The following is a 21,590-nucleotide window of genomic DNA, read 5'->3' as shown; positions in this document are numbered from 1 at the left end:
TTTAAAATTGATTTTGGTGTTCTATATTCTTATATGCGTCGATCACTTTTTTGACCAGTTTATGGCGGATCACGTCTTTATCGTCTAAGTAAATAATCTCTATTCCCTTAATGTCTTTGAGTACCAAAAGGGCCTCTTTGAGTCCGGAAATAACCCTACGCGGCAAATCGATCTGCCCGGGATCACCGGTAATCATGAATTTGGCACTGCGCCCCATACGTGTCAGGAACATTTTCATTTGGGCATGGGTGGTATTCTGGGCCTCGTCTAAAATCACGAAGGCATTATCGAGGGTCCTACCCCGCATAAAGGCCATAGGAGCGATCTGTATGATGCCCTCCTCGATCAACTTCTCCAATTTTTCAGCCGGAATCATATCGCGAAGTGCATCGTATAAGGGTTGCATATACGGATCTAGCTTCTCTTTAAGGTCACCCGGTAAAAAACCAAGGTTCTCTCCCGCCTCTACCGCCGGGCGCGTTAAAATGATACGCTTTACCTTTTTTTCCTTCAGGGCCTTGACCGCCAAGGCCACCCCGGTATAGGTTTTACCGGTTCCGGCCGGACCAATGGCAAATACCATATCGTTTCCGGCAACGGCATCTACCAAACGGCGCTGGTTTACCGTTTGGGCCTTGATAAACCTTCCATTTACCCCATGCACAATGACCTGATCGGCCTTACCAGAGGTTTTAATGGCTTCACTATCCGAGGTAAGTAAGGTTTCTATACTATTTTCATCCAATGTATTGTATTTGGCAAAATGGGCTACAAGCATAGTAAAACGCTTGTCGAATTCCTCTAAAAGGGCTTCATCGCCATAGGCTTTCACCTTATTTCCGCGGGCTACGATCTTTAGTTTGGGAAAGTATTTTTTAATAAGATCGATGTGTATGTTTTGCTGACCAAAAAACTCTCTGGGGTTCATTTCGGTCAATTCAATGCTCAACTCGTTCAAAGGCGCATATACATTAGGTGGGTTATACTAAATCTTCTTGTTGATTTTACGTAATTTTGTAGGACAAATTTAGTAAAAAACCCGATTTTCAGGTTAAAAACATATTAACAGCACTACATGGCCATTATTACCTTAACTACTGATTTTGGTTACAAGGATCCCTATGTAAGTGCCCTTAAGGGAAGTATTTATAGCGAGCTTGACCAGGCCCTTTTGGTTGATATCTCGCATCAGGTAACCCCTTTCGATACCCAAGAATGTGCCTATATCGTTAAAAACGCCTTTCATTACTTTCCGGAAGGCAGTATCCATTTGATCGGGGTAGACGCCGAGGCCACGCCCGAAAACCAACATTTGGTGGTTTTACTGCAAGGCCATTATTTTATTGTGGCCAATAACGGCATTATCGAATTGTTGATGGGCGATCAACAACCCGAAAAAGTATACAGTGTCGCCCTGCCCAATGCCGCCTCCTTATCTTTTCCCGAAATCCATGTACTGGCCAAGGTAGCCTGCCATTTGGCCCGTGGAGGTACCTTGGAGGTTATCGGAAAACCCTTTGAAGGTCTAAAAGGCACCAAAGACTTTGAGGCCCATATCACCGATAATGGCAAAAAAATACAGGGTAGCATAGAATATATCGATAATTATGGCAACATAATCACCAATATAGACCGGCATCTGTTCGAAGCGTATCGGAACGGTAGGGATTTCGAGATTTTGATCCGCGATAAAAAAATTACGGAGGTTTACGAATCGTATAGTGGTTTTGTGAATTTCGAATTGGAAAAAAGCAAACGTAAGGGTCCGGGCGATTTTTTGGCCCTATTCAATTCTGCCGGAGTATTGGAGTTTGCCATATATAAAAGTAATGCCAAAACCGTGGGGGGTGCCCGAACTTTGATCGGACTCAAGCACCGCGACCCCGTAACCATAATTTTTAACTAATGCTTATACGCATCGTACGCATGACCTTTGCCCCGGAACATATAGAGAGGTTCCGGTCGGTATTCAACACCCATTGGCAAACCATTGCCGGCTTTAAAGGTTGTACCCATCTCGAACTGTTCCAAGACCAAAAAGATTCCCAAGTATTTTTCACCTATAGCCATTGGAATACCGAACAAGATCTGGAAAATTACAGGCAATCGGAATTTTTTCGAGGCGTTTGGAGCCACACCAAAACCTATTTTTCGGCCCCACCCCAAGCTTGGAGCGTTAAAAAAATGGTTGGCATGCCCCATAAACCAATCGCTTAGAATATATTTGACAAGAACAAGGTGTTTTTCATGTTTTTTTAGTTGAAACAAGTAATGACTTCGACTGCCTGCCTATCGAAAGACATGGCGCTAAACTAGACAGAGCGATTTCGAAGTTGGATTAAAACCCCTAGATAAAATAGAACGCAAACCCCATTTATGTTAGCCCTATTTAAAAAAGAACTCCGTGCCTATTTCGCATCGCCCATTGCCTATTTGGTCATGGGTTTGCTTTTGGTACTTACCGGACTATTCCTTTGGGTCTTTAAAGGCCCGTTCAACATTCTCGACAGTGGCTTTGCCGAATTGAGCAGTTTCTTTCTATTGGTACCCTGGATCTTTCTGTTGATCGTACCCGCCTTGGGCATGCGTTCTTTTGCCGAAGAGCGAAAAATGGGCACTTTAGAATTATTGTTCATCAAACCCCTATCACACCTACAGATCGTTTTGGGCAAATTCTTGGCCATAGTGGTATTGGTTTTGATCGCCTTATTACCCACCCTATTGTACTCCTATACGATTGGCCAATTGGGCATGGAGACCAATAATTTTGATTCCGGGGTAGTCATGGGTTCGTATTTTGGCTTAGTATTTCTATTGGCCACCTATGCCGCCATCAGTCTATTTACCTCTAGCCTCACCCAAAACCAAGTCGTGGCCTTTATATTGGGGATGTTGCTTTCGTTTTGCTGCTTTTACGGATTCGAAGCCCTATCTACTTTGATATCCGACGGTAGTTCGGCATTAAACCTTGCGCAATGGGGCATGAAAGCCCGTTTCGAAAATATCGCCCGAGGTATCCTAGATATACGAGATCTGATCTATTTCGTTGCCCTGTGTGCCTTTTTCCTTTTCCTAACCGTAGGACAACTTAAAAAACTGAACCGATGACCAAAAGCGATCTTATGCATGGGGTAAAAGCCCTATTGGCCTTGGTTGCGATCAATATCTTGGCCCAATGGGTACCTATACGTTTCGACCTTACCGAAGACCAACGTTATTCTCTATCGGAAAGTGCCGTAGATGCAATAGCCCCTTTTGAAAGCCCGGTTATCGTAGATGTGCTCTTGGATGGTAACCTACCGCCCGAATTTGCCAAGTTAAAAACGGAAACCGCATTGATCCTCGAATCCTTTGCTCAGGAGAACCCCAATGTAAAGTTCGATTTTGTAGATCCTTTGCAAGGGGCCCAAGACCAAAACCGTATTATAGGCGAGCTTCAAGCCTTAGGCCTTACCCCTACCCAGCTTACCACGACCGAATCGGCCAAGGTATCGCAAGAAATGGTATTTCCATGGGCCATGGTCAACTATCAAGACCGCACCATTAAAGTGCCTTTATTAAAGAACAAACTAGGCGCCAGTACCGAAGAAATGGTGAACAATTCGGTGCAGCATCTCGAATATGCCTTTGCCGATGCCTTTGCCAAAGCCTCACGGATCAAAAAGAAAAGTGTGGCCATTATGAGGGGTAACGGGGAATTACCTGATTTGGAAATGGCCGATTTCCTGACCAGCATACGCGACTATTACAATATTGGGGTAATCACCCTGGATTCGGTCGCCAACAATGCCGAAAAAACCTTGTCCGAGCTGCAAAAATTCGACCTCGCCCTAATAGCCAAACCCACCGAAGCCTTTAGCGATGCCGAAAAATTGGTTATGGACCAATACATCGTAAACGGAGGTAAAACCATGTGGTTGTTAGACCCCGTGGTCATGGAGCTCGACAGTTTGTTGAACAACCAAGGCAAAAACCTGGCTTTCCCCAGAGATTTGAACCTCAACGATTTCTTTTTCCCATATGGGGTGCGCCTAAACAACGATTTGGTCAACGATATGTACTTTACCCAGATCGTTTTGGCCAGTGGTAGCGGCAACCAATCGCAATACGACCCCGTACCTTGGGTATACCACCCCATGGTCTTCTCGAAAAACAGCCACGCCATTACCAACAATCTGGAAGCCCTTAGGATACAATTTGGTAGTAGCATAGACCTATTGGACAACGACTACACCCAATCGGTTTTGTTACAGAGTTCGTCCCTCTCCAAAGCCGATGGCATTCCGCGTACCATTGACCTTGGTATAATCAAAAATCCGCCTGCCAAAGAACAATATACCCCGGGCAACCTACCCATGGGCGTCTTGATAGAGGGTGCCTTTAGTTCGGCCTACAAAAACCGGGTAAAACCTATAGAATTATCCGCATTCAAAGACGATGGCCCAGAAAACCAGATAATCGTAATCGCCGATGGCGATCTTATCCGCAACCAAACCCGCCAAGGTAGGCCTTTGGAATTAGGGTATGATAAATGGACCAATAACTTCTATGGCAACAAGGAATTCTTGATCAATTGCCTGAATTATATGTTAGACGATAGCGGACTTATAAACATCCGGAACAAGCAAGTGAGCATTCCGTTTTTGGATCGTGAAAAAGTGGCACAAGACCGAAGCTATTGGCAACTACTGAACATAGGGGTTCCGTTGGTACTATTGATCCTACTTGCACTAGGTTTCACATGGTATCGCAAAAGACGTTTCAGCGCCTAAGTGTTGATAAGTTTGTTGGCAGAACAACAACATTTAAAATATATTTGTTTTTCAGCGCTTGCCCTGTAATTGCGGTGCTTCGAAGCCGATTATAACAGCGGCGCGCAACTTTCTAAAGTAAACTTGTATGAAATTCATTGTTTCCAGTACCTATTTATTGAAACAGCTTCAGGTACTTGGAGGGGTAATCAACAACAGTAACACCCTTCCCATATTGGATAATTTTCTGTTCGATCTAAAGCAGAACAGCCTTACCGTTTCGGCTTCCGACCTCGAGACCACTATGAGTTCGGTATTGGAGGTAGATTCCGATAGCGAAGGCACCATAGCCGTACCGGCCAAGCTACTGCTAGAAACCTTGAAAACCTTTCCGGAGCAGCCCTTGACATTTACCGTTGGCGATAACCACACCGTAGAGATCAACTCTAACCATGGTAAGTACGCCTTGGCCTATGCCGATGGTAACGAGTTCCCGAAAGCCGTTGAATTGTCAGAGCCTAGCTCTACCACCCTTATGGGCGATATTTTGGCTACGGCCATTACCAAGACCATTTTTGCGGCCGGTAACGACGACCTTAGGCCGGTTATGAGTGGGGTATTCTTTCAGTTCTCTCCGGAGGAGTTGACCTTTGTGGCCACCGATGCCCACAAATTGGTAAAATACCAAAGGGCCGATGTTTCGGCTTCCGAGGTGGCTGAGTTTATCATGCCCAAAAAACCATTGACCCTGTTGAAAGGCATCTTGGCCGGAAGCGAGGCCGAAGTAACCATTGATTATAACGAAAGTAACGCCAAATTCAGTTTTGAGAATACCGAATTGGTTTGTAGGCTTATCGATGGAAAATACCCCAACTATGAAGCGGTAATTCCGAAAGAGAACCCTAACAAGCTCTCTATAGCCCGCAACCAATTTTTAAGTTCGGTACGTAGGGTATCTATCTTCTCGAACAAGACCACCCATCAGATACGATTAAAGATCGCTGGGGCCGAACTGAATATCTCTGCCGAAGATCTCGATTATAGCAACAAGGCCGAGGAACGCTTGACCTGTGCCTACCAAGGCGACGATATGCAGATCGGTTTCAACTCGCGTTTTTTAAGCGAAATGTTGAACAATTTAGGTTCTGAGGAAGTAAGTCTGGAAATGAGTCTACCCAACCGTGCCGGAATCTTGACCCCGGTAGATGGTTTGGACGAAGGCGAAAAAGTGACCATGCTGGTTATGCCGGTGATGCTTAACGCATAAAGCACGACAAAAGACACAATTGCTAAGACCTGACAGGTTTCTGAAACCTGTCAGGTCTTTTTTTTGCCAAAAAAAATCCGCTCGGGCTACGAGCGGATTAACCAACTAAACTAATTTTAAGTTCCATATTTAAGACCGGTTATGGTTCCGGGGGATTTTGGGTAAAAACCCGATTACGGCCTTCACCTATACTATTTAATTCGTATAATTTTTGTTGTACGGCCCTACCTTAGAAAAACCGGATGGTACCGAAATAACTGGGCGATTCGCCATTGTTGGCCCTTACCGCATTTACTATCGGCATAACCATACCTACGATTCCGGCAAAGATCCACAGGAAGATACCGGCTCCGAGTAAAATCAATAAGGGGAAGCCCATAATTATGTAAAGGATCAAGGACAATTGCAGGTTAATCACGGAACGACCATGTTCGTTCATTCCGACTACGCTTTCCTTTTGGGTAAGCCACAGAATCAGGGGAACTACGAGTCCGCCAAAACCTGTAATGATATCTAAATATTGAGACAGATGGGTAATGACCAGCAGCTGCCTGTCTTCCCGCATCGCTACTTGTTGATTTACTAATTCCATTTTTGATTGATTTTGATGATGAATGTACCTATAGGTAGTCAAAATTACGAAATTGTTACAGCTAAAATGAAAAATTTCCCCGAGTCTTGATGAAAACACCTTGAATTGGAACAAACCTAACACAATTACGTATAGCAGTGCTGAAAATGAAACTATTGGGCTGCGTATTGCCGTAGCGACCAACTTCTGTTATTCCGTATAATCATTCGAGGGCCGAGCTATAATGCCACACTTTTAGGAATTCGTATTTTTGCCCCATGCTTACCCAAGACACCATTGTGGCATTGGCCACCCCATCGGGGGCCGGGGCCATAGCCGTTATCCGTATTTCAGGGCCCGAGACTTTGGCCATAGCTTCGCAACTTTTTGTTTCCGTATCCGGAAAACTTTTGCACGAACAAGGGACACATACGGTACATTTGGGCCATATCGTAGACGATGGCAACCCCTTGGATCAAGTCTTGGCCACCATCTTTAAAAACCCGAATTCCTATACGGGCGAAGATGTGGTAGAATTCTCTTGCCACGGTAGTGCCTATATACAACAACAGATCATTCAGCTTTGCCTAAGGCAGGGCTGTCGTATGGCCCAGGCGGGGGAATTTACCCTACGCGCCTTTTTAAATGGTAAAATGGACCTAAGCCAGGCCGAGGCCGTGGCCGATCTTATTGCCAGCGACAATGCGGCCAGTCACCAAGTGGCCATGCAACAAATGCGGGGCGGTTTTAGCAACGAGATCAAAAAATTGCGCGAAGAATTGATGGACTTCGCCTCTTTGATCGAATTGGAACTCGATTTCTCGGAAGAAGACGTAGAATTCGCCGACCGCAGTCAGTTCAATGCCCTGTTAGACCGTATACAATCCGTTTTAAAAGCGTTGATCGACAGTTTTGCCGTAGGTAATGTCATTAAAAACGGTATCCCCGTAGCCATAGTAGGCGAACCCAATGTGGGAAAATCGACCCTGTTGAACGCCTTATTGAACGAAGAGCGGGCTATTGTAAGTGATATTGCCGGTACCACCCGTGACACCATAGAAGACGAACTCACCATAGATGGTATCGGGTTCCGGTTTATAGATACAGCCGGTATTCGCGAAACTGCCGATGTGGTAGAAAGCATAGGCATTAAAAAAACCTTTGAAAAAATTGGTCAGGCCCAAGTAATCGTGTACCTCTTCGATGCCAAGGCCTTGGGTAAAGACACCCAAAAAGCGGAAGCCATTGGTACCGAGATCCGAAAGATCCAAAACCAATTCCCCCAGACCCCTTTGGTAGTGGTACCCAACAAAATGGATGCCGCCCAACCCGATTTTATCACAACTCAATTCCCCTTTGAGCACCTGCAACCCTTGGCCGCCAAGACCGGTACCGGGGTCGACGATCTGAAACAAAAACTGGTCTCCTTCGTAAACACCGGGGCCCTGCGTAACAACGAGACCATAGTAACCAATACCCGCCATTACGACGCCTTGCTAAAAGCCTTGGAAGAAATCGTAAAAGTTAAAGAAGGTATGGACATGGGCCTAAGTGGCGACCTTTTGGCTATTGACATCCGCCAGGCCCTATACCACTTTGGCGAGATAACCGGCGAGATCAGTTCCGATGATCTGCTGGGGAATATTTTCGCTAATTTTTGTATTGGGAAATAGAAAGTAATCCTACCCTCACAAAACCTTCTTTTACTGATACTTATACAAGCATCAGCCATTTATGGGCCAACAATTCATCAGGCTAAAACCTGACATAGTTTACTAATTTATCAGGATATAACCTTACTTTTTATTTGCACATATCAGGTTATAACCTTACTTTTATATACATTTTGTCAGGCTATACCCTTACACAATGAACAAAAAGAAACTACAAATAGACCAATTAGAACGTAAACTCGAAGGGTTTACCTTGGCTCAAAAAGTGCCCAAGCCGCCCACAGGTTGGCTTAAAGCAGTGCGGGTATCCCTAGGCATGTCATTACAGCAACTTGCAGATAAACTTTCCATTACCAAACAAAGTGTTCAGGAAATTGAAATTCGTGAGAAGGAAGGCAACATTACCTTAAAAAGCTTAAGGGATAGTGCGGATGCATTGGATATGCAACTCGTGTACGGTTTGGTGCCAAAAGATGGCACCATTGAGAATCTAATTGATCGCAAAGCGCGGGAGTTGGCGACCCGTATAGTTTCCCGGACCTCTAATACTATGAAATTAGAAGATCAGGAAAATACAAAACAGCGCCTTAAAAAAGCCATTGAAGAGCGAACAGCGGCTATTAAGAATGAGCTACCAAAGATGTTATGGGATTAGACCTTGAATACATTGCAGGTCAAACCCCTATAGATGAAGATGAAAAGGAAGGCTTACGCATTGAAACCATTACCACAAAGGGCGAATTGGACGAGTTTGAACAACAGAATATAGAAGAAGCCATGCAATGGGTTTTTGGCAGAAAGTTCAAAGCCAAAAATGTCTTTACGGAAAAGTTCATTTGCAATTTGCATAAACGTATGTACAGTAATGTTTGGACATGGGCAGGTACGTTTAGGAAAACAAACAAGAACTTAGGCGTTGATACCTATAAAATACCAGTTGAACTGAAAGTACTCTGTGATGATGCCCTTTATTGGATAGCTCATAAGACCTACCCCCCAGAAGAAATAGCAGTGCGCTTTAAGCATAAATTGGTAAGTATACACTGTTTTCCGAATGGAAACGGGAGACATAGTCGGTTAATGGGTGATATCATTATTGAAAAGTTATTTGGCGAAGAACCATTCTCATGGGGAGCAACCAATTTATCCGAAGAAGGTGACACCAGAACTACCTATTTGCAAGCGGTAAAGGCTGCCGACAATGAAGACTTTGCACCATTGCTAGACTTTGCCAGATCTTAGCGTTCGACTTTCCCTATAAAGGCCATTCATTAATTGACTTATTCGTATTTTTCTTTTCGATATCGTCTCATATGAATACCTCATTTTTCTAAAAGCCTTGTGAATAAATAAAAACAACACAACGATATGATTATCAACCCGCTACCCCTAAACCCAACCAAATATTCTTAACGAAGACCCGATAGACCCCGAAGAAAACCGTGAGCGATTAGCCCATATGCCGTTGTATAAAAAAGCAAAGGAAATTGTAGCCTTGACCCAATCTATCATAACTACCATTCCAAACGATGATATACTTTTTGAAGCCTATAGTACCCAAATGCAGGAAAGCGCATATAACATACCGGCAAAAATATCAGGGGCTGTGGCGACAGATCTATATGATCTAAAAATGGAAAATGCGGCAATCATTAGAAAAAGTGCCCGCGACTTGCTCACCCACACCTCAGGATTAAAAATGTTGGGATACCAAGACACTCAATATACCCAATTATTGCGTGAGGCCCTCGAAGAATTTCGCCTGCTCTTTGTAGATTGGGTGGCCCAGTTCGACCCATGGAACTACCAAATAGACCGTTGGGGTCTATTCAACCCACCCGGAGTTTCGGCCCATGATCACGACCCGGACGATGATATTCCTACTAGCGATGATGACAGTTAAAACTGAACCATTTAGGAAAAAAGAGGCTACCCCTTTATCTTCCGTGGTTTCTTCAAATCAATAATTCCGGGATCGTTACTGTTTAGGTAACGTTTACTGCCCAAATAGCGATTAACATTAAATTCATCATATAAAGTATCGTTCGGATCTATACTGCTTATATGTACATTACCCGAAGCATGTATAAACCGCTTATCACCGATCCACATGCCCACATGGGTCACCTTTTGTTTGCTATCGGACGTGGCTTTTTTTCCGAAAAAGAGCAAATCACCCACTTCCAGGCCTTCAAACTGTAGGTTTTCGTCTATGATATCGCCCACCAGTACCTGCTGTGAGGCATCGCGCGGAATAATGAACCCATTCATTAAATAGACGGTTTTGGTAAAACCACTACAGTCCATTCCCTTGGTAGAGGTACCTCCCCAGAGATAAGGAACCCCCATAAGTCCGTTACCGGCTGCTAGCATATTCTCCGGGGAAACGCTTAACTGGGCTTGCCAATCGGCGTACAATACACTTTCACTTTTCTTCAGATAGCCGATGCGGTTGTCCGGATATTTCACCTTAAAAAAGTCCTCGTTTTCATCGAGATAAACCAATTTTCCGCCGAAAACAATATCGGAGACCGCCTGTTTAGGCGCGGTACTTTCGTACACCCAACCTGTAATTTGGGTAAATAGTACTTTGGTCTGCTTTTCCCATTGGTTAAAACTGGCCTCATCCATACGGGTAATGCCCCCTTTGTCTACCCAAGAAATATATTGGTCTGGGGTCTGTACCTGATAAAAATCGCCTTGTTTATCCAATACGCGCAAGGGCATGCCCAGCAAGCCTTGGGTGCCCAGTTCGGCCGAATGTTTGGGTTTGGAACGAATATTCAGAACCGAATTGCGGCCAACAGCGTATTGTAAATTTCCAACTGCCGTATCGGGCAATACCCGTACCTGGTTATCAAAAAGTATGTCTCGTGCTTGTAAACTATCAAGCAGGGCCGACAGGGCTTCTTTTTCGGTGGTCTTACCTTGTAAAACCAAGGTTTTATCTGGATTTTGAACCCCTTCGATTGCAAATAGTTTTACACGTTTGTCCGGGGCATAGCGCTGTTTTATACGACTTACCAAATGCTCTAAATCATCTAAATCCGTAGTAGGATTTGAAGGATTACACCCAAGCATCAGGATAAAAAGGCCCATCGAAAGAAACCGAAAATACTGCATAGTCAACTAGATAAATATCGGGATATACCCAAGGGCTGAAATTACATCATTTTTTTCAGGATAAACCTAGTTTGAGGACGGAAATAAGGTTATAGTCTTAAACCCAAGGGAACAAAAAACGGAAATGTACGGATAAACCGTATTTTTGCAGGGCATGGAAAAACAACGGTTATCAGATTGGTTACCTACTACGAATAAAGAAGTAAAGATTCGTGGTTGGGATGCATTGGATGTCATCCTCTTCAGTGGCGATGCCTATGTAGACCATCCGTCTTTTGGCCCGGCCGTAATCGGTCGTATTTTAGAAAGTTACGGACTACGTGTGGCCATAGTGCCCCAACCCAGTGTACACGACGATTTGCAGGACTTTACCAAACTAGGTCGCCCGAAACTGTTCTTTGGGGTTACCGGAGGCTGTATGGATCCCATGGTGAGCAATTATACCGCTAGTAAGAAACGTCGCGATAAAGATGCCTATACGCCCAATGGCGACAAAGGCTTCCGGCCGGATTACGCCACCTCGGTCTACTCCAAAATACTAAAGGAAAAATTCCCTGATGTACCCGTTTTGATCGGCGGGATCGAAGCCTCATTACGCCGGGTGACCCATTACGATTATTGGAGCGATAAACTAATGCCAACCATTCTGGAAACCTCCAAAGCCGATATGCTGGTATACGGTATGGGCGAGCAACCCTTACGGGAAGTGGTAAAACTGTTGCAAAAAGGGGTGCCCTTTTCTAGCCTTCGCACCATACCCCAGACCGCCTTTTTGGTACATGGAGACGAACGCATACCCAAAAACAAAAACTGGGAAGATGTAGAGATCTACCCGCATGAGGTATGCTTGCGCAACAAGAAAAAGTTTGCCGCCAATTTTAAGGTGGTAGAGCAAGAATCGAACAAGATCCAGGCCAAGCGTATTTTTCAAGGGGTGAACCAAAAGACTTTGGTGATCAATCCGCCCTACCCCACCATGACCGAAGACGAGATCGATGCCTCTTTCGATTTGCCGTACACCCGCCTACCCCACCCCAAATACAACAAACGAGGGCCCATACCGGCCTTTGAGATGATCAAGTTCTCGATCAACATACATAGAGGTTGTTTTGGAGGCTGTAGTTTTTGCACCATTTCGGCCCACCAAGGAAAATTTATCGCCAGCCGTAGTCAGGAATCCATTTTAAAAGAGGTGGACAAGGTGGCCAATATGCCCGATTTCAAGGGCTATTTATCCGATATCGGAGGGCCTTCGGCCAATATGTACCAGATGAAGGGCAAGATCCAGTCTATCTGCGACAAATGTGTGGCCCCTTCTTGTATCTCGCCGGTTATTTGCAGTAATCTGGATACTTCGCACAAACCTTTAACTACTTTATACCAAGAGGTGGACAAGCACCCAAAGGTGAAGAAATCTTTTATAGGCAGTGGAATTCGGCATGATATGTTAGTACCTGAATTCAATAAAAATGCCGACCCAAAAGAATTGGATGCCTATACCGAAGAGGTGATGACCAAACACGTTTCTGGCCGATTGAAAGTGGCGCCCGAACACACTTCTGACCCCGTGCTTAAACTAATGCGAAAACCATCTTTTAAATATTTCCATAAGTTTAAGGAGCGGTTCGATAAGATCAACTTAAAGCATGGGCTTAAACAACAATTGATCCCTTATTTTATCAGTAACCATCCGGCCTGTGAATTGGAAGATATGGCCAATCTCGCGGCCGAGACCAAAGATATGGGCTTTCAATTGGAGCAGGTACAAGGCTTTACCCCTACCCCTATGACGGTGGCTACGGTTATCTATTATAGCGGGTATCATCCGTATACCTTAAAACCCACCCGAACCCCAAAAAGTAAAAAAGAGAAAGATCAACAACACCGTTTTTTCTTTTGGTATAAAAAGGAGAACCAAAACTGGATCAAAAACACCCTCTTTAACCTGGGGCGTAAAGATTTGGCCGAAAAATTGGTACCCTCTACCCAAAATAAAAACTGGCAAAGGGTGCCTACCCGTAAAGTAAAAAACACTTTTGACGATGCCATCCCCTCTGGTAAACGTATGGGTAAATCGAAACCTAAAGGACGTAAAAAAAGACGTTAATAACTGAATAGCTTTATGTCCAAACTCGATATTATAACCGAGAACAACGATTTTATCGTGGTCAATAAAACCAGCGGACTCATAACCGAAAGTAGTCCGTACGAATCGCTAACCGTGCAAGACCAGGTAGGGGTACATCTGTCAAAACATAAGCCTGCCCGCTCGGCAGGCGGTAAAAAACCCTATCTAGGGGTAGTACACCGTTTAGATCGTGTAACCAGTGGGGTATTGTTATTCGCCAAAAAAAAATCGGTATTAGTGGCCTACAACCAACTATTTAGTAGTCGTAAGGTTCAAAAGACCTATTTGGCCCTGGTCTCGGCAAAACCGGAAAAAAAACAAGCGCGTTTAGAAAACTATTTAGTAAAACTGGGTAAAGAAAAAAAGGCGCAGATCGTTGCTACTAAAACCAAGGAAGCCCAACTGGCCCAGCTGAGTTATAGGTTGATTGGGAAAAATGCCCAAGGTTATTTGTTGGAGGTACGCCCAAGAACCGGTCGGTTTCACCAAATCCGGGCCCAATTGGCGCATATTGGACTACCCATAGTCGGCGATGTTAAATATGGGTCTACAAAAAAATACCTTAATCAATCGATTTGCCTACATGCCTGGAAACTGAAATTGACACCAGCCGGCGGGCAAGATACCCTGCTATTTGAGGCCCCATTGCCTAAAAACAAGTATTGGGTGTTTGAGAGACTTAGCGGTGGTTAAAGAAGTTGTTTAAAACGAAATATCACTACTTACCAAAGTGGTAGTCCAGATAATGGCCGAGGAAATAAAAATACCAATGGCATTGGCGATAAAGGCCTTATCGCGATCCAGTTTAAAAAGATAGGTAGCAATGCTTCCGGCATATACCCCTGTACCGGGAACGGGTAACATTACGAAGAACAACAAACCCCAAAAACCGTATTTCCCAATTTTATCGCCCGATCCTTTTTTAGCCCTTTTCGCCACAAATACCGCACTCTTTTTATAGGGCCTCCATTTAAAGAAATAGCCATTCAAGCGGTCGAGAAAAAACATCATCAAAGGAAAAACAAGAATATTGGCAATTAGGCAAACTATGAATACCCCATAGATATCCAAGCCCTTGAGCAAACCATAGGGAATACCCACTTTGGCCTCACCAAAGGGGGAGATACTCCATAAAAAAGCTATGATAAAATCAAGAATCATATGTGGTTAGTGTATTTCAAAAGACAAAAATAAGAGCAACTAGGCGATATAACGCAAAAACTTCTTTTTAAATATTGTTAAATCTGATAAAATGCGAGTTTACTAAAAAACGAATCTGGTTAACATCAATGATTTCCCCAAATCCTATGCCAAAGTGAGGATAGGATTCTTGGGGCATCTTCACGGTTCCGTGGGATTTCGGTAACTAAAACGGCATCGCCTTTGGGTTGCAGTGCATAGGTAAAGGCAAATTTCTTTTCGGCTGGATCGGACGATAACATACCAAATCGTAAATCGTGGAAACGTAAGCTCTCCTGGGGACCTTGCTCCAAAATATACCAGCCCTCAGAAATATTTATCAGTCGATTTAGCTCTATCGTTTCGGGAAGCTTTTGACCCAAATCATGGTTCTTGGGGTAACTCGAAAACCGTATCTGTTCATCGGCATCGAAAAAAGAGTAATACCCAATTAAATAATGGTCTTCAGTGGCCACGTTCGCCGACCATAATATGCTATTAAAAGGGGTAGGTTTTACCGATATGTCGGTATAGGTTAGTTGCTGCGCCTCTAGTTGGGCCTTAAAAACCTGTAGCATAGAAAGCTTGATTACTAACGTAACCAACAAATAAGCGGTACTAAGCCATAGTCCCAATCGGGCATAAAATTGCCGCTTCGGATGGGTTCTTTTTAAGCGCATGGCCAACAATAGGCAGGTTAAAAAGGGGAGTGTATAAAGCGGATCGATCACAAATATGTTCTTGTAGGCCAATCGAAGGTCCATAGGCCAAAAGAACTGGGTCCCCCAAGTGGTATGGGCATCGAGCAAAGGGTGGGTAACCAAGGCCCAGAAGAATAATAGGCTCCATTCCTTTACGGTAGCCTCTTTTTTGCGGTATATTCTAGAAACCAACCAACCCAATATAGGTGCCAATACCAAACAAAAAACCAAGGAATGCGTAATACCCCGGTGGAATTCTACCGCACCGAGGGTGTCGGTAAACTGTCGTGCCAGCACATCTAAATCGGGAATGGTTCCGGCGATAGCTCCCCATAAAATGGCTTTATTCCCAATTTTGCGACCTAAACTTATTTCGGCTACAGATGCCCCAAGAACGATTTGCGTAAGTGAATCCATTACAATTTCTTCCGGACAAAAATAACCAAAATACAAGGGTTTAATCTACCCAAAAATCAGGTCGTTGGTTACTGCCCAAAGCGGTACAGTCGCCACATGGGCGCAATAAGATAAAGTACGGGCCTTCACAAATCGGAGGGGGATCGGTATTAAAATCTTGAAAAACGATGGCATCTTCCTTTATCCAATCGATCAATACCTTTGTCGGACAACCGAGAACATAAGGACCGTCACGTTCGCGGTTAGGAATCCTCGGGGCAAATAAATTGGTACAATTCACCCCAAAATACACAGAGGTGTCCTGCGGCTCGTCATAATAATCCAAATAATTAAAAAACAACCTTTTTTCGGTATACCCGACCACATCGAAAAAGCCCAATACTTTTTCTTCCAGATTATTGGGATTTCTAATATTACCCCCGATAAATCCGGGTTGTACTTGCGATAAAAGGTTATCGGAAACGGCAAAACTACCCAAGGTCTGCAAATAGGTATAGGCGGACAACGAGTGCACATACTGCTTTACCAAAATACTATACCGGTGCATAATCCTGGGATCTTGCCCCCCCATAAAGCGGATCAGGTTCCTATCGCGTCTAGGCGTATTAAGACCAGAGGCCGTATTCAATAAAATCTCACTAGATTCGGTAGTATTGTAGCAAATTCGCTCTTCCTGGGTTCGGTCGATCAAGCGTACGTCGGCCGTATTATCAAACGGGTCGTCTCTATCGAGGTCATCGGTAATCTCAAACTCTTTTGAATTCCAGCGCGGTGCAATAATCTTAAAGGTCTCTTCATAGGTATAGCGATAATTTCGCCCCGTGTCTTCCGGGCTCGAGCTATCGACATAAACAGTCATGCCATCTTCTCCCTGTTCGTTCTCTCCACGCTCCACATAAATGTCCTCAATCACTGAAGGTCCTTGTAACTGCATTGTCGTAGATACATAAGACTGCCCCTGGGATTCAATTTCAAGCACATAGTCTACCCCCATTTGTGCTCCAAAGGCAAACTCGGAAACATAGGTGCCATTACTGGCCGAGATAAAAGTATAAACTGTATCATCTCCGGCCAGAATGCGAACCTTGGCATTGGTTTCGGGTTGCGAATCAACCGCTTCACCCAAGGCTACGGTTCTTGATAAACGGATTTGCTGGAAACCTTCTTGATCAGTAATAAAGGCCTCTATGACCAATATTCCGGCCCCAATACCTTCGGAACCATCTTTAAAATCATATTCCTCTATACAACTAAGGAAAAGAAAAAATAGCAGGAATAGGACACGAAATCGAAGGACTCGCATAGTTAATTATTGTTGGTTGGTTTTTTGTAACTGGTTGTCAACACATAAGACCTTCTAAAGATACACCATTCCTTTCGTTAACAAGGTTAACCGCATCCACTTTTTTGTTACCCCTATAAACCATGTAATTGAAAACCTTAAAAAACAAGGCCCAATACATTTAAGCAAAGTAAAATTGAACATTTGACTGGCCAAAATACATACTGGACTAGCGATACTCCCCCAATAGCGAATTAAGGTATTCAATAATCGTATTCCGTTTATCTTTGACCCTTACCTAAAGCCCCATCAAATGCGAAGGATTCTTTTTTATTTAGTACTGTTTACGGCCGGAATAGTCGGTAATGCCCAAACGGAGATTACCACTCCTGAATTACGCGCACATATCGAATTCTTGACGAGCGATACCAATGCCGGAAGATATCCGGGAGAAAAGAGTAATAAAAAGCTGGTTGCTTACCTAAAGAAAGCCTTTCGTTCAGCTGGACTTAAAACGGAAAAACAAGGCTTTGAAGCCCCGTTACGGACCAAAAAAGACCAACCCAAGAAAGCCCCTGTAAAAACCTGGAACATCATTGGCTATCTAGAAGGAAGCGATCCCGAACTAAAAGACGAATATCTTATCCTAGGGGCCCATTACGACCATTTAGGCATGGGAGGCGGGCCTTCCTCCAAATCCGATAAGATCGCCATACATCACGGAGCCGATGACAATGCCAGTGGGGTGGCCGCCCTCTTGGAAATCGCCGAAAAAATCGGGGCACATCGCTCCGAGTTTAAACGCAGCATACTCTTTATTGCTTTTGGGGCCGAAGAACAAGGCCTGGTGGGCAGCCGCTACTTTGCCGATAACCCTACGTTACCTAAAGAAAGGATAAAGTTTATGCTGAATATGGATATGGTAGGCCGTCTAAACGACCAAAAGCATGTGTATATGGGCGGGGCCGGAACCTTCCCAGGTGGCGTAGAACTGATGAAAGATTTGGGTAAACAAGCCCAGCTTAACCCCATAGTACATGCCGGTTCAGTGGGCGGGTCTGATCATGTGGCCTTCTACAGGAAAAACATATCCGTATTGGGTATGCATACGGGTGGACACCCTCAATACCACACACCCGAAGACACCATAGACCGTATCAATTTTCCGGGCCAGAAAATGGTATGTAACTATATCTACGCTACCCTCTTGGCCGTAGCCAATATGCCAGAGATCTATTTTATCCCGCAAGATTAAGTCCATGGAAATCGAGCAGCTTGTGGGTCACTACCACATTATCGGTACTAACCAAGACGAAGGTGCAACTACCTACAAAGGCCATTTGGAACTGGGTCTGGACGGGCACCGTTGCATTTGGGCCAAATGGCAAATCGGTGCCGATCAAGAACAGAGCGGTACCGGTTTTTTTAAAGACAATATCTTGGTCATCAATTTTGCCTATAAGGGCACCTCAAACAAAATTTATAAAGGTGTGGTGGTCTTTCGCTGCCTTACCCCCGATATTTTAGATGGATTCTGGTCCGAAAAACATGGCGACCCCAACTACCTAGGTACCGAAAGGGCATTTCGTGTAAATGATGATACCATCTTAAATTAAGAAATGCTTACTTAAACAAACAAAATACACACCACTTAGGGTATGATATAAGTCAGTGGAATCGGCGCCCCCCTCCCCTAACTTTGGGGTTTAATTATCAAAACATCAAGAATATGGGGACGAATGATTCTAATAAGGCCCGTGTATATACCTTCGGGAACAAAACCGCCGATGGCGATAGCCGTATGCGTAACCTTCTAGGGGGTAAAGGAGCCAATTTAGCTGAAATGAGTAAAATAGGGATTCCCGTACCTCCAGGTTTTACGATTACCACCGAAGTTTGTACGGAATACAATAGTTTGGGCATGGATGCCACGGTCGGCTTATTGAAAAATGAGGTAGAAGCCGCGGTATCGGGTATAGAAAAGACCATGGGAACCCAATTTGGGGACAACGATAATCCGTTATTACTTTCGGTTCGTTCCGGTGCCCGGGTTAGTATGCCAGGTATGATGGATACCGTACTAAACCTAGGTTTGAACGATGAGGCCGTAATAGGCTTGGCCAAGCGTACCCGTAACGAACGTTTCGCTTGGGATTCGTACCGTAGGTTCATTCAAATGTATGCCGGGGTAGTATTGGGTATGAAACCCGAGACCAAACAAGATATCGATCCCTTTGAAGAAATTATAGAGCACCTGAAGGAAAAAAGGGGTATTACCATGGATACGGAATTCACGGTACAAGACCTTCAAGACTTGGTATACGACTTTAAAGATGTCGTTAAAAAACGTTCAGGACTTCCTTTCCCAACCGACCCGTGGGAGCAACTATGGGGCTCCATTATGGCGGTTTTTGATAGTTGGAACGGTGACCGCGCCGTGTACTATCGAAAAATGAATGGTTACCCCGGAGATTGGGGTACCGCGGTAAACGTACAGGCCATGGTCTATGGTAATATGGGCGACAACTCCGGAACAGGGGTTTGTTTTACCCGCGATGCCGGTACCGGGGAAAACCTATTTAATGGCGAGTACTTGATCAATGCCCAAGGTGAAGATGTCGTGGCCGGGGTACGTACCCCCCAGCAGATTACCCAAATCGGTTCTAAACGATGGGCCGAACTGGCACAGGTAGAGGAAAATGACCGAATCAACGATTTCCCTTCACTGGAAGAGTTGATGCCATCGATCTACAAAGAATTGTACAGTTACCAAGATACCTTGGAAAAGCATTATAACGATATGCAGGATATGGAGTTTACCATACAAGACGGTAAACTTTGGATCTTACAGACCCGAAATGGTAAACGAACCGGTGCGGCCATGGTTAAAATTGCCATGGATTTGCTCAAGGAAGGTATGGTGAACGAGCAAGAAGCCCTGCTCATGCTCGACCCGAATAAATTAGATGAGCTTTTACACCCCATTTTTGACCCTAACGCCTTAAAAAGGGCCCATGTTATCGCCCAAGGTTTACCCGCCTCACCAGGTGCAGCCACCGGGCAATTGGTATTCTTTGCCGATGAGGCCAAAAAATATAAGAATTCCATTCTGACCCGTATCGAAACCTCTCCAGAAGATGTAGAGGGTATGAACCACGCCAAAGGTATTCTTACCGCACGTGGGGGTATGACCTCTCACGCCGCCGTAGTGGCCCGTGGTATGGGTAAATGTTGTGTATCTGGTGCCGGGGCTTTAAAAATCAACTACAAAACCCGTACCCTTAGTGTAGACGGAAAGGAATATCATGAAGGCGATTGGATCTCCCTGAACGGTTCTACCGGTAATATTATTGAAGGTAAGGTGGCCACCATAGAACCCGAGTTGAGCGGCGAATTCGCCGAACTTATGGAACTATCGGAGAAATACACCAAAATGGAAGTGCGCACCAATGCCGATAGCCCCAAAGATGCCAAGGTGGCCCGTGGTTTCGGGGCACAAGGTATAGGGCTTACCCGAACCGAACATATGTTCTTTGAGGTAGACCGTATAAAGGCCATGCGCGAAATGATCTTGGCCGATACCGTTAAAGGTAGGCGAATGGCTTTGGAAGACTTATTGCCCATGCAGCGGGCCGATTTCGAGGGCATCTTTGAAGCTATGGAAGGCTTGCCTGTAACCGTGCGCTTGTTAGATCCGCCTTTGCATGAATTCGTGCCCCACCAATTGGCCACCCAAAAAGAACTGGCCGAAGACCTGCATATTTCTTTATCAGCCGTAAAAAACAAAGTAGCCGAATTGCAGGAGTTCAACCCCATGTTGGGCCATAGGGGCTGTCGATTGGGTAATACCTATCCCGAAATCACTGAAATGCAAACCCGCGCCATTATAGAGGCCGCCCTGAATTTGAAGGAAAAAGGCATCACCGCCAAGCCTGAGATCATGGTGCCTTTGATCGGAACCTTTGCCGAGTATGAAATGCAGGAAGATATTATCCGAAGTACGGCCCAACAGGTTTTTGAAGAAAGAAATGACAGCATCGATTTTTCGGTAGGTACTATGATCGAGATTCCACGTGCCGCCTTAATGGCCGACAAAATCGCTGAAAAAGCCGAGTTCTTCTCCTTTGGTACCAACGACCTTACCCAAATGACCTATGGTTATTCTAGGGACGATGCCAGTAAGTTCTTACCGATTTATATTGAAAAAGGCATTTTGCCCAGCGATCCGTTCGAGGTAATTGACCAAGATGGTGTGGGTCAGCTAGTGAGTATGGGTACCGAAAGGGGCCGTAAGACCAAGGCAGACCTAAAAGTAGGTATCTGTGGCGAGCACGGTGGAGAGCCCAGTTCTGTTGAATTCTGTCATAAGAACCAAATGAACTATGTAAGTTGTTCGCCTTTTAGGGTGCCTATTGCCCGAATTGCCGCTGCCCAAGCCGCAATAAAGGAGACTTTATAAAAATACCCCAAAACCTCCTAAGTATTGGATGGAGCGTGG

20 protein-coding genes are annotated in these 21,590 nt (G+C 44.7%); 14 read left to right on the top strand and 6 right to left on the bottom strand.

Annotation, left to right across the window (positions count from 1 at the left end; all coding sequences use genetic code 11):
* Position 1: 1 nt before the first annotated feature.
* Positions 2–958, bottom strand: a complete 957-nt coding sequence (locus tag B7P33_RS18680) for a PhoH family protein (RefSeq protein WP_097443757.1) — start codon at positions 956–958, stop codon at positions 2–4.
* A gap of 117 nt (positions 959–1,075) precedes the next feature.
* On the opposite strand from B7P33_RS18680, the gene B7P33_RS18675 reads away from it, so the two are divergent.
* From B7P33_RS18675 to dnaN, 5 genes are all read left to right on the top strand, one after another.
* Positions 1,076–1,906, top strand: coding sequence for an SAM hydrolase/SAM-dependent halogenase family protein (locus tag B7P33_RS18675; protein WP_097443756.1), 831 nt, complete (start codon positions 1,076–1,078; stop codon positions 1,904–1,906).
* A complete protein-coding gene (locus B7P33_RS18670; protein WP_097443755.1) occupies positions 1,906–2,217 on the top strand; it encodes a putative quinol monooxygenase in 312 nt (103 codons plus the stop codon). Before B7P33_RS18675 ends, B7P33_RS18670 begins: the two co-directional genes overlap by 1 nt.
* A 159-nt stretch (positions 2,218–2,376) precedes the next feature.
* Positions 2,377–3,108 carry a gliding motility-associated ABC transporter permease subunit GldF gene (gene gldF / locus B7P33_RS18665; RefSeq protein WP_097443754.1) on the top strand — a complete coding sequence of 244 codons (732 nt, stop codon included), beginning with the start codon at positions 2,377–2,379 and terminating at the stop codon, positions 3,106–3,108.
* Positions 3,105–4,772, top strand: a complete 1,668-nt coding sequence (gldG, locus tag B7P33_RS18660) for a gliding motility-associated ABC transporter substrate-binding protein GldG (RefSeq protein WP_097443753.1) — start codon at positions 3,105–3,107, stop codon at positions 4,770–4,772. The genes gldF and gldG overlap by 4 nt, the downstream gene beginning before the upstream one ends.
* A gap of 127 nt (positions 4,773–4,899) precedes the next feature.
* Positions 4,900–6,018, top strand: coding sequence for a DNA polymerase III subunit beta (gene dnaN, locus B7P33_RS18655; RefSeq protein WP_097443752.1), 1,119 nt, complete (start codon positions 4,900–4,902; stop codon positions 6,016–6,018).
* Between the two features lie 229 nt (positions 6,019–6,247).
* On the opposite strand, the gene B7P33_RS18650 is transcribed toward dnaN, so the two are convergent.
* Complete coding sequence (locus tag B7P33_RS18650) at positions 6,248–6,610, bottom strand: DUF4870 domain-containing protein (RefSeq protein WP_097443772.1); 363 nt, start codon at positions 6,608–6,610, stop codon at positions 6,248–6,250.
* Between the two features lie 257 nt (positions 6,611–6,867).
* On the opposite strand from B7P33_RS18650, the gene mnmE reads away from it, so the two are divergent.
* The 4 genes from mnmE (at position 6,868) to B7P33_RS18630 (ending at position 10,165) form a co-directional block, all read left to right on the top strand.
* Positions 6,868–8,262: a tRNA uridine-5-carboxymethylaminomethyl(34) synthesis GTPase MnmE gene (gene mnmE / locus B7P33_RS18645; protein ID WP_097443751.1), complete on the top strand. Its 1,395-nt coding sequence runs from the start codon at positions 6,868–6,870 to the stop codon at positions 8,260–8,262.
* A 196-nt stretch (positions 8,263–8,458) separates the two neighbouring features.
* Positions 8,459–8,917: a mobile mystery protein A gene (locus B7P33_RS18640; RefSeq protein WP_097443750.1), complete on the top strand. Its 459-nt coding sequence runs from the start codon at positions 8,459–8,461 to the stop codon at positions 8,915–8,917.
* The gene (locus tag B7P33_RS18635; protein WP_097443749.1) at positions 8,908–9,504 is read left to right on the top strand and encodes a mobile mystery protein B; all 597 of its coding nucleotides are present in this window, start codon (positions 8,908–8,910) and stop codon (positions 9,502–9,504) included. Before B7P33_RS18640 ends, B7P33_RS18635 begins: the two co-directional genes overlap by 10 nt.
* A gap of 217 nt (positions 9,505–9,721) precedes the next feature.
* Positions 9,722–10,165, top strand: coding sequence for a four helix bundle protein (locus B7P33_RS18630; protein ID WP_097443748.1), 444 nt, complete (start codon positions 9,722–9,724; stop codon positions 10,163–10,165).
* A 26-nt stretch (positions 10,166–10,191) separates the two neighbouring features.
* Here B7P33_RS18630 and B7P33_RS18625 read toward each other — a convergent pair whose 3' ends face one another.
* Positions 10,192–11,385 (bottom strand): C40 family peptidase, encoded by a 1,194-nt coding sequence (locus tag B7P33_RS18625; RefSeq protein ID WP_097443747.1) that lies wholly within the window; start codon positions 11,383–11,385, stop codon positions 10,192–10,194.
* A 154-nt stretch (positions 11,386–11,539) separates the two neighbouring features.
* On the opposite strand from B7P33_RS18625, the gene B7P33_RS18620 reads away from it, so the two are divergent.
* Both B7P33_RS18620 and B7P33_RS18615 read left to right on the top strand, forming a co-directional pair.
* Positions 11,540–13,492, top strand: coding sequence for a YgiQ family radical SAM protein (locus B7P33_RS18620; protein ID WP_097443746.1), 1,953 nt, complete (start codon positions 11,540–11,542; stop codon positions 13,490–13,492).
* A gap of 15 nt (positions 13,493–13,507) precedes the next feature.
* A complete protein-coding gene (locus B7P33_RS18615; RefSeq protein ID WP_097443745.1) occupies positions 13,508–14,206 on the top strand; it encodes an RluA family pseudouridine synthase in 699 nt (232 codons plus the stop codon).
* Positions 14,207–14,215: 9 nt separating this feature from the next.
* Here B7P33_RS18615 and B7P33_RS18610 read toward each other — a convergent pair whose 3' ends face one another.
* From B7P33_RS18610 to B7P33_RS18600, 3 genes are all read right to left on the bottom strand, one after another.
* Entirely contained in the window at positions 14,216–14,674 is a 459-nt protein-coding gene (locus tag B7P33_RS18610) for a COG2426 family protein (protein ID WP_097443744.1), read from the bottom strand.
* Positions 14,675–14,799: 125 nt separating this feature from the next.
* Positions 14,800–15,810 carry a metal-dependent hydrolase gene (locus B7P33_RS18605; protein WP_097443771.1) on the bottom strand — a complete coding sequence of 337 codons (1,011 nt, stop codon included), beginning with the start codon at positions 15,808–15,810 and terminating at the stop codon, positions 14,800–14,802.
* A gap of 40 nt (positions 15,811–15,850) precedes the next feature.
* Entirely contained in the window at positions 15,851–17,113 is a 1,263-nt protein-coding gene (locus tag B7P33_RS18600; protein WP_097443743.1) for a DUF4249 domain-containing protein, read from the bottom strand.
* 292 nt (positions 17,114–17,405) lie between these two features.
* Here B7P33_RS18600 and B7P33_RS18595 point away from each other — a divergent pair, with 292 nt between their 5' ends.
* The 3 genes from B7P33_RS18595 (at position 17,406) to ppdK (ending at position 21,551) form a co-directional block, all read left to right on the top strand.
* Positions 17,406–18,347 (top strand): M28 family metallopeptidase, encoded by a 942-nt coding sequence (locus B7P33_RS18595; RefSeq protein ID WP_097443742.1) that lies wholly within the window; start codon positions 17,406–17,408, stop codon positions 18,345–18,347.
* A 4-nt stretch (positions 18,348–18,351) separates the two neighbouring features.
* Positions 18,352–18,708, top strand: a complete 357-nt coding sequence (locus tag B7P33_RS18590) for a hypothetical protein (RefSeq protein ID WP_097443741.1) — start codon at positions 18,352–18,354, stop codon at positions 18,706–18,708.
* A gap of 113 nt (positions 18,709–18,821) precedes the next feature.
* Positions 18,822–21,551, top strand: a complete 2,730-nt coding sequence (ppdK, locus tag B7P33_RS18585; RefSeq protein WP_097443740.1) for a pyruvate, phosphate dikinase — start codon at positions 18,822–18,824, stop codon at positions 21,549–21,551.
* The last annotated feature ends 39 nt before the right edge of the window (positions 21,552–21,590 follow it).

This window comes from Sediminicola luteus, from assembly GCF_002514735.1.
Classification (GTDB): Bacteria; Bacteroidota; Bacteroidia; order Flavobacteriales; family Flavobacteriaceae; genus HQA918.
Note: the sequence above shows the minus strand (reverse complement) of the source record. Positions and strands in the feature narration are given on the sequence as shown.

Coding starts and splice junctions, on each gene's coding strand:
- B7P33_RS18620 (WP_097443746.1), top strand. CDS start 11,540: ATGGAAAAACAACGGTTATCAGATTGGTTACCTACTACGAATAAAGAA.
- B7P33_RS18600 (WP_097443743.1), bottom strand. CDS start 17,113: ATGCGAGTCCTTCGATTTCGTGTCCTATTCCTGCTATTTTTTCTTTTC.
- B7P33_RS18630 (WP_097443748.1), top strand. CDS start 9,722: ATGCCGTTGTATAAAAAAGCAAAGGAAATTGTAGCCTTGACCCAATCT.
- B7P33_RS18650 (WP_097443772.1), bottom strand. CDS start 6,610: ATGGAATTAGTAAATCAACAAGTAGCGATGCGGGAAGACAGGCAGCTG.
- B7P33_RS18625 (WP_097443747.1), bottom strand. CDS start 11,385: ATGCAGTATTTTCGGTTTCTTTCGATGGGCCTTTTTATCCTGATGCTT.
- gldG (WP_097443753.1), top strand. CDS start 3,105: ATGACCAAAAGCGATCTTATGCATGGGGTAAAAGCCCTATTGGCCTTG.
- B7P33_RS18605 (WP_097443771.1), bottom strand. CDS start 15,810: ATGGATTCACTTACGCAAATCGTTCTTGGGGCATCTGTAGCCGAAATA.
- B7P33_RS18595 (WP_097443742.1), top strand. CDS start 17,406: ATGCGAAGGATTCTTTTTTATTTAGTACTGTTTACGGCCGGAATAGTC.
- B7P33_RS18610 (WP_097443744.1), bottom strand. CDS start 14,674: ATGATTCTTGATTTTATCATAGCTTTTTTATGGAGTATCTCCCCCTTT.
- B7P33_RS18670 (WP_097443755.1), top strand. CDS start 1,906: ATGCTTATACGCATCGTACGCATGACCTTTGCCCCGGAACATATAGAG.
- mnmE (WP_097443751.1), top strand. CDS start 6,868: ATGCTTACCCAAGACACCATTGTGGCATTGGCCACCCCATCGGGGGCC.
- B7P33_RS18675 (WP_097443756.1), top strand. CDS start 1,076: ATGGCCATTATTACCTTAACTACTGATTTTGGTTACAAGGATCCCTAT.
- ppdK (WP_097443740.1), top strand. CDS start 18,822: ATGGGGACGAATGATTCTAATAAGGCCCGTGTATATACCTTCGGGAAC.
- B7P33_RS18635 (WP_097443749.1), top strand. CDS start 8,908: ATGGGATTAGACCTTGAATACATTGCAGGTCAAACCCCTATAGATGAA.
- gldF (WP_097443754.1), top strand. CDS start 2,377: ATGTTAGCCCTATTTAAAAAAGAACTCCGTGCCTATTTCGCATCGCCC.
- B7P33_RS18640 (WP_097443750.1), top strand. CDS start 8,459: ATGAACAAAAAGAAACTACAAATAGACCAATTAGAACGTAAACTCGAA.
- dnaN (WP_097443752.1), top strand. CDS start 4,900: ATGAAATTCATTGTTTCCAGTACCTATTTATTGAAACAGCTTCAGGTA.
- B7P33_RS18590 (WP_097443741.1), top strand. CDS start 18,352: ATGGAAATCGAGCAGCTTGTGGGTCACTACCACATTATCGGTACTAAC.
- B7P33_RS18615 (WP_097443745.1), top strand. CDS start 13,508: ATGTCCAAACTCGATATTATAACCGAGAACAACGATTTTATCGTGGTC.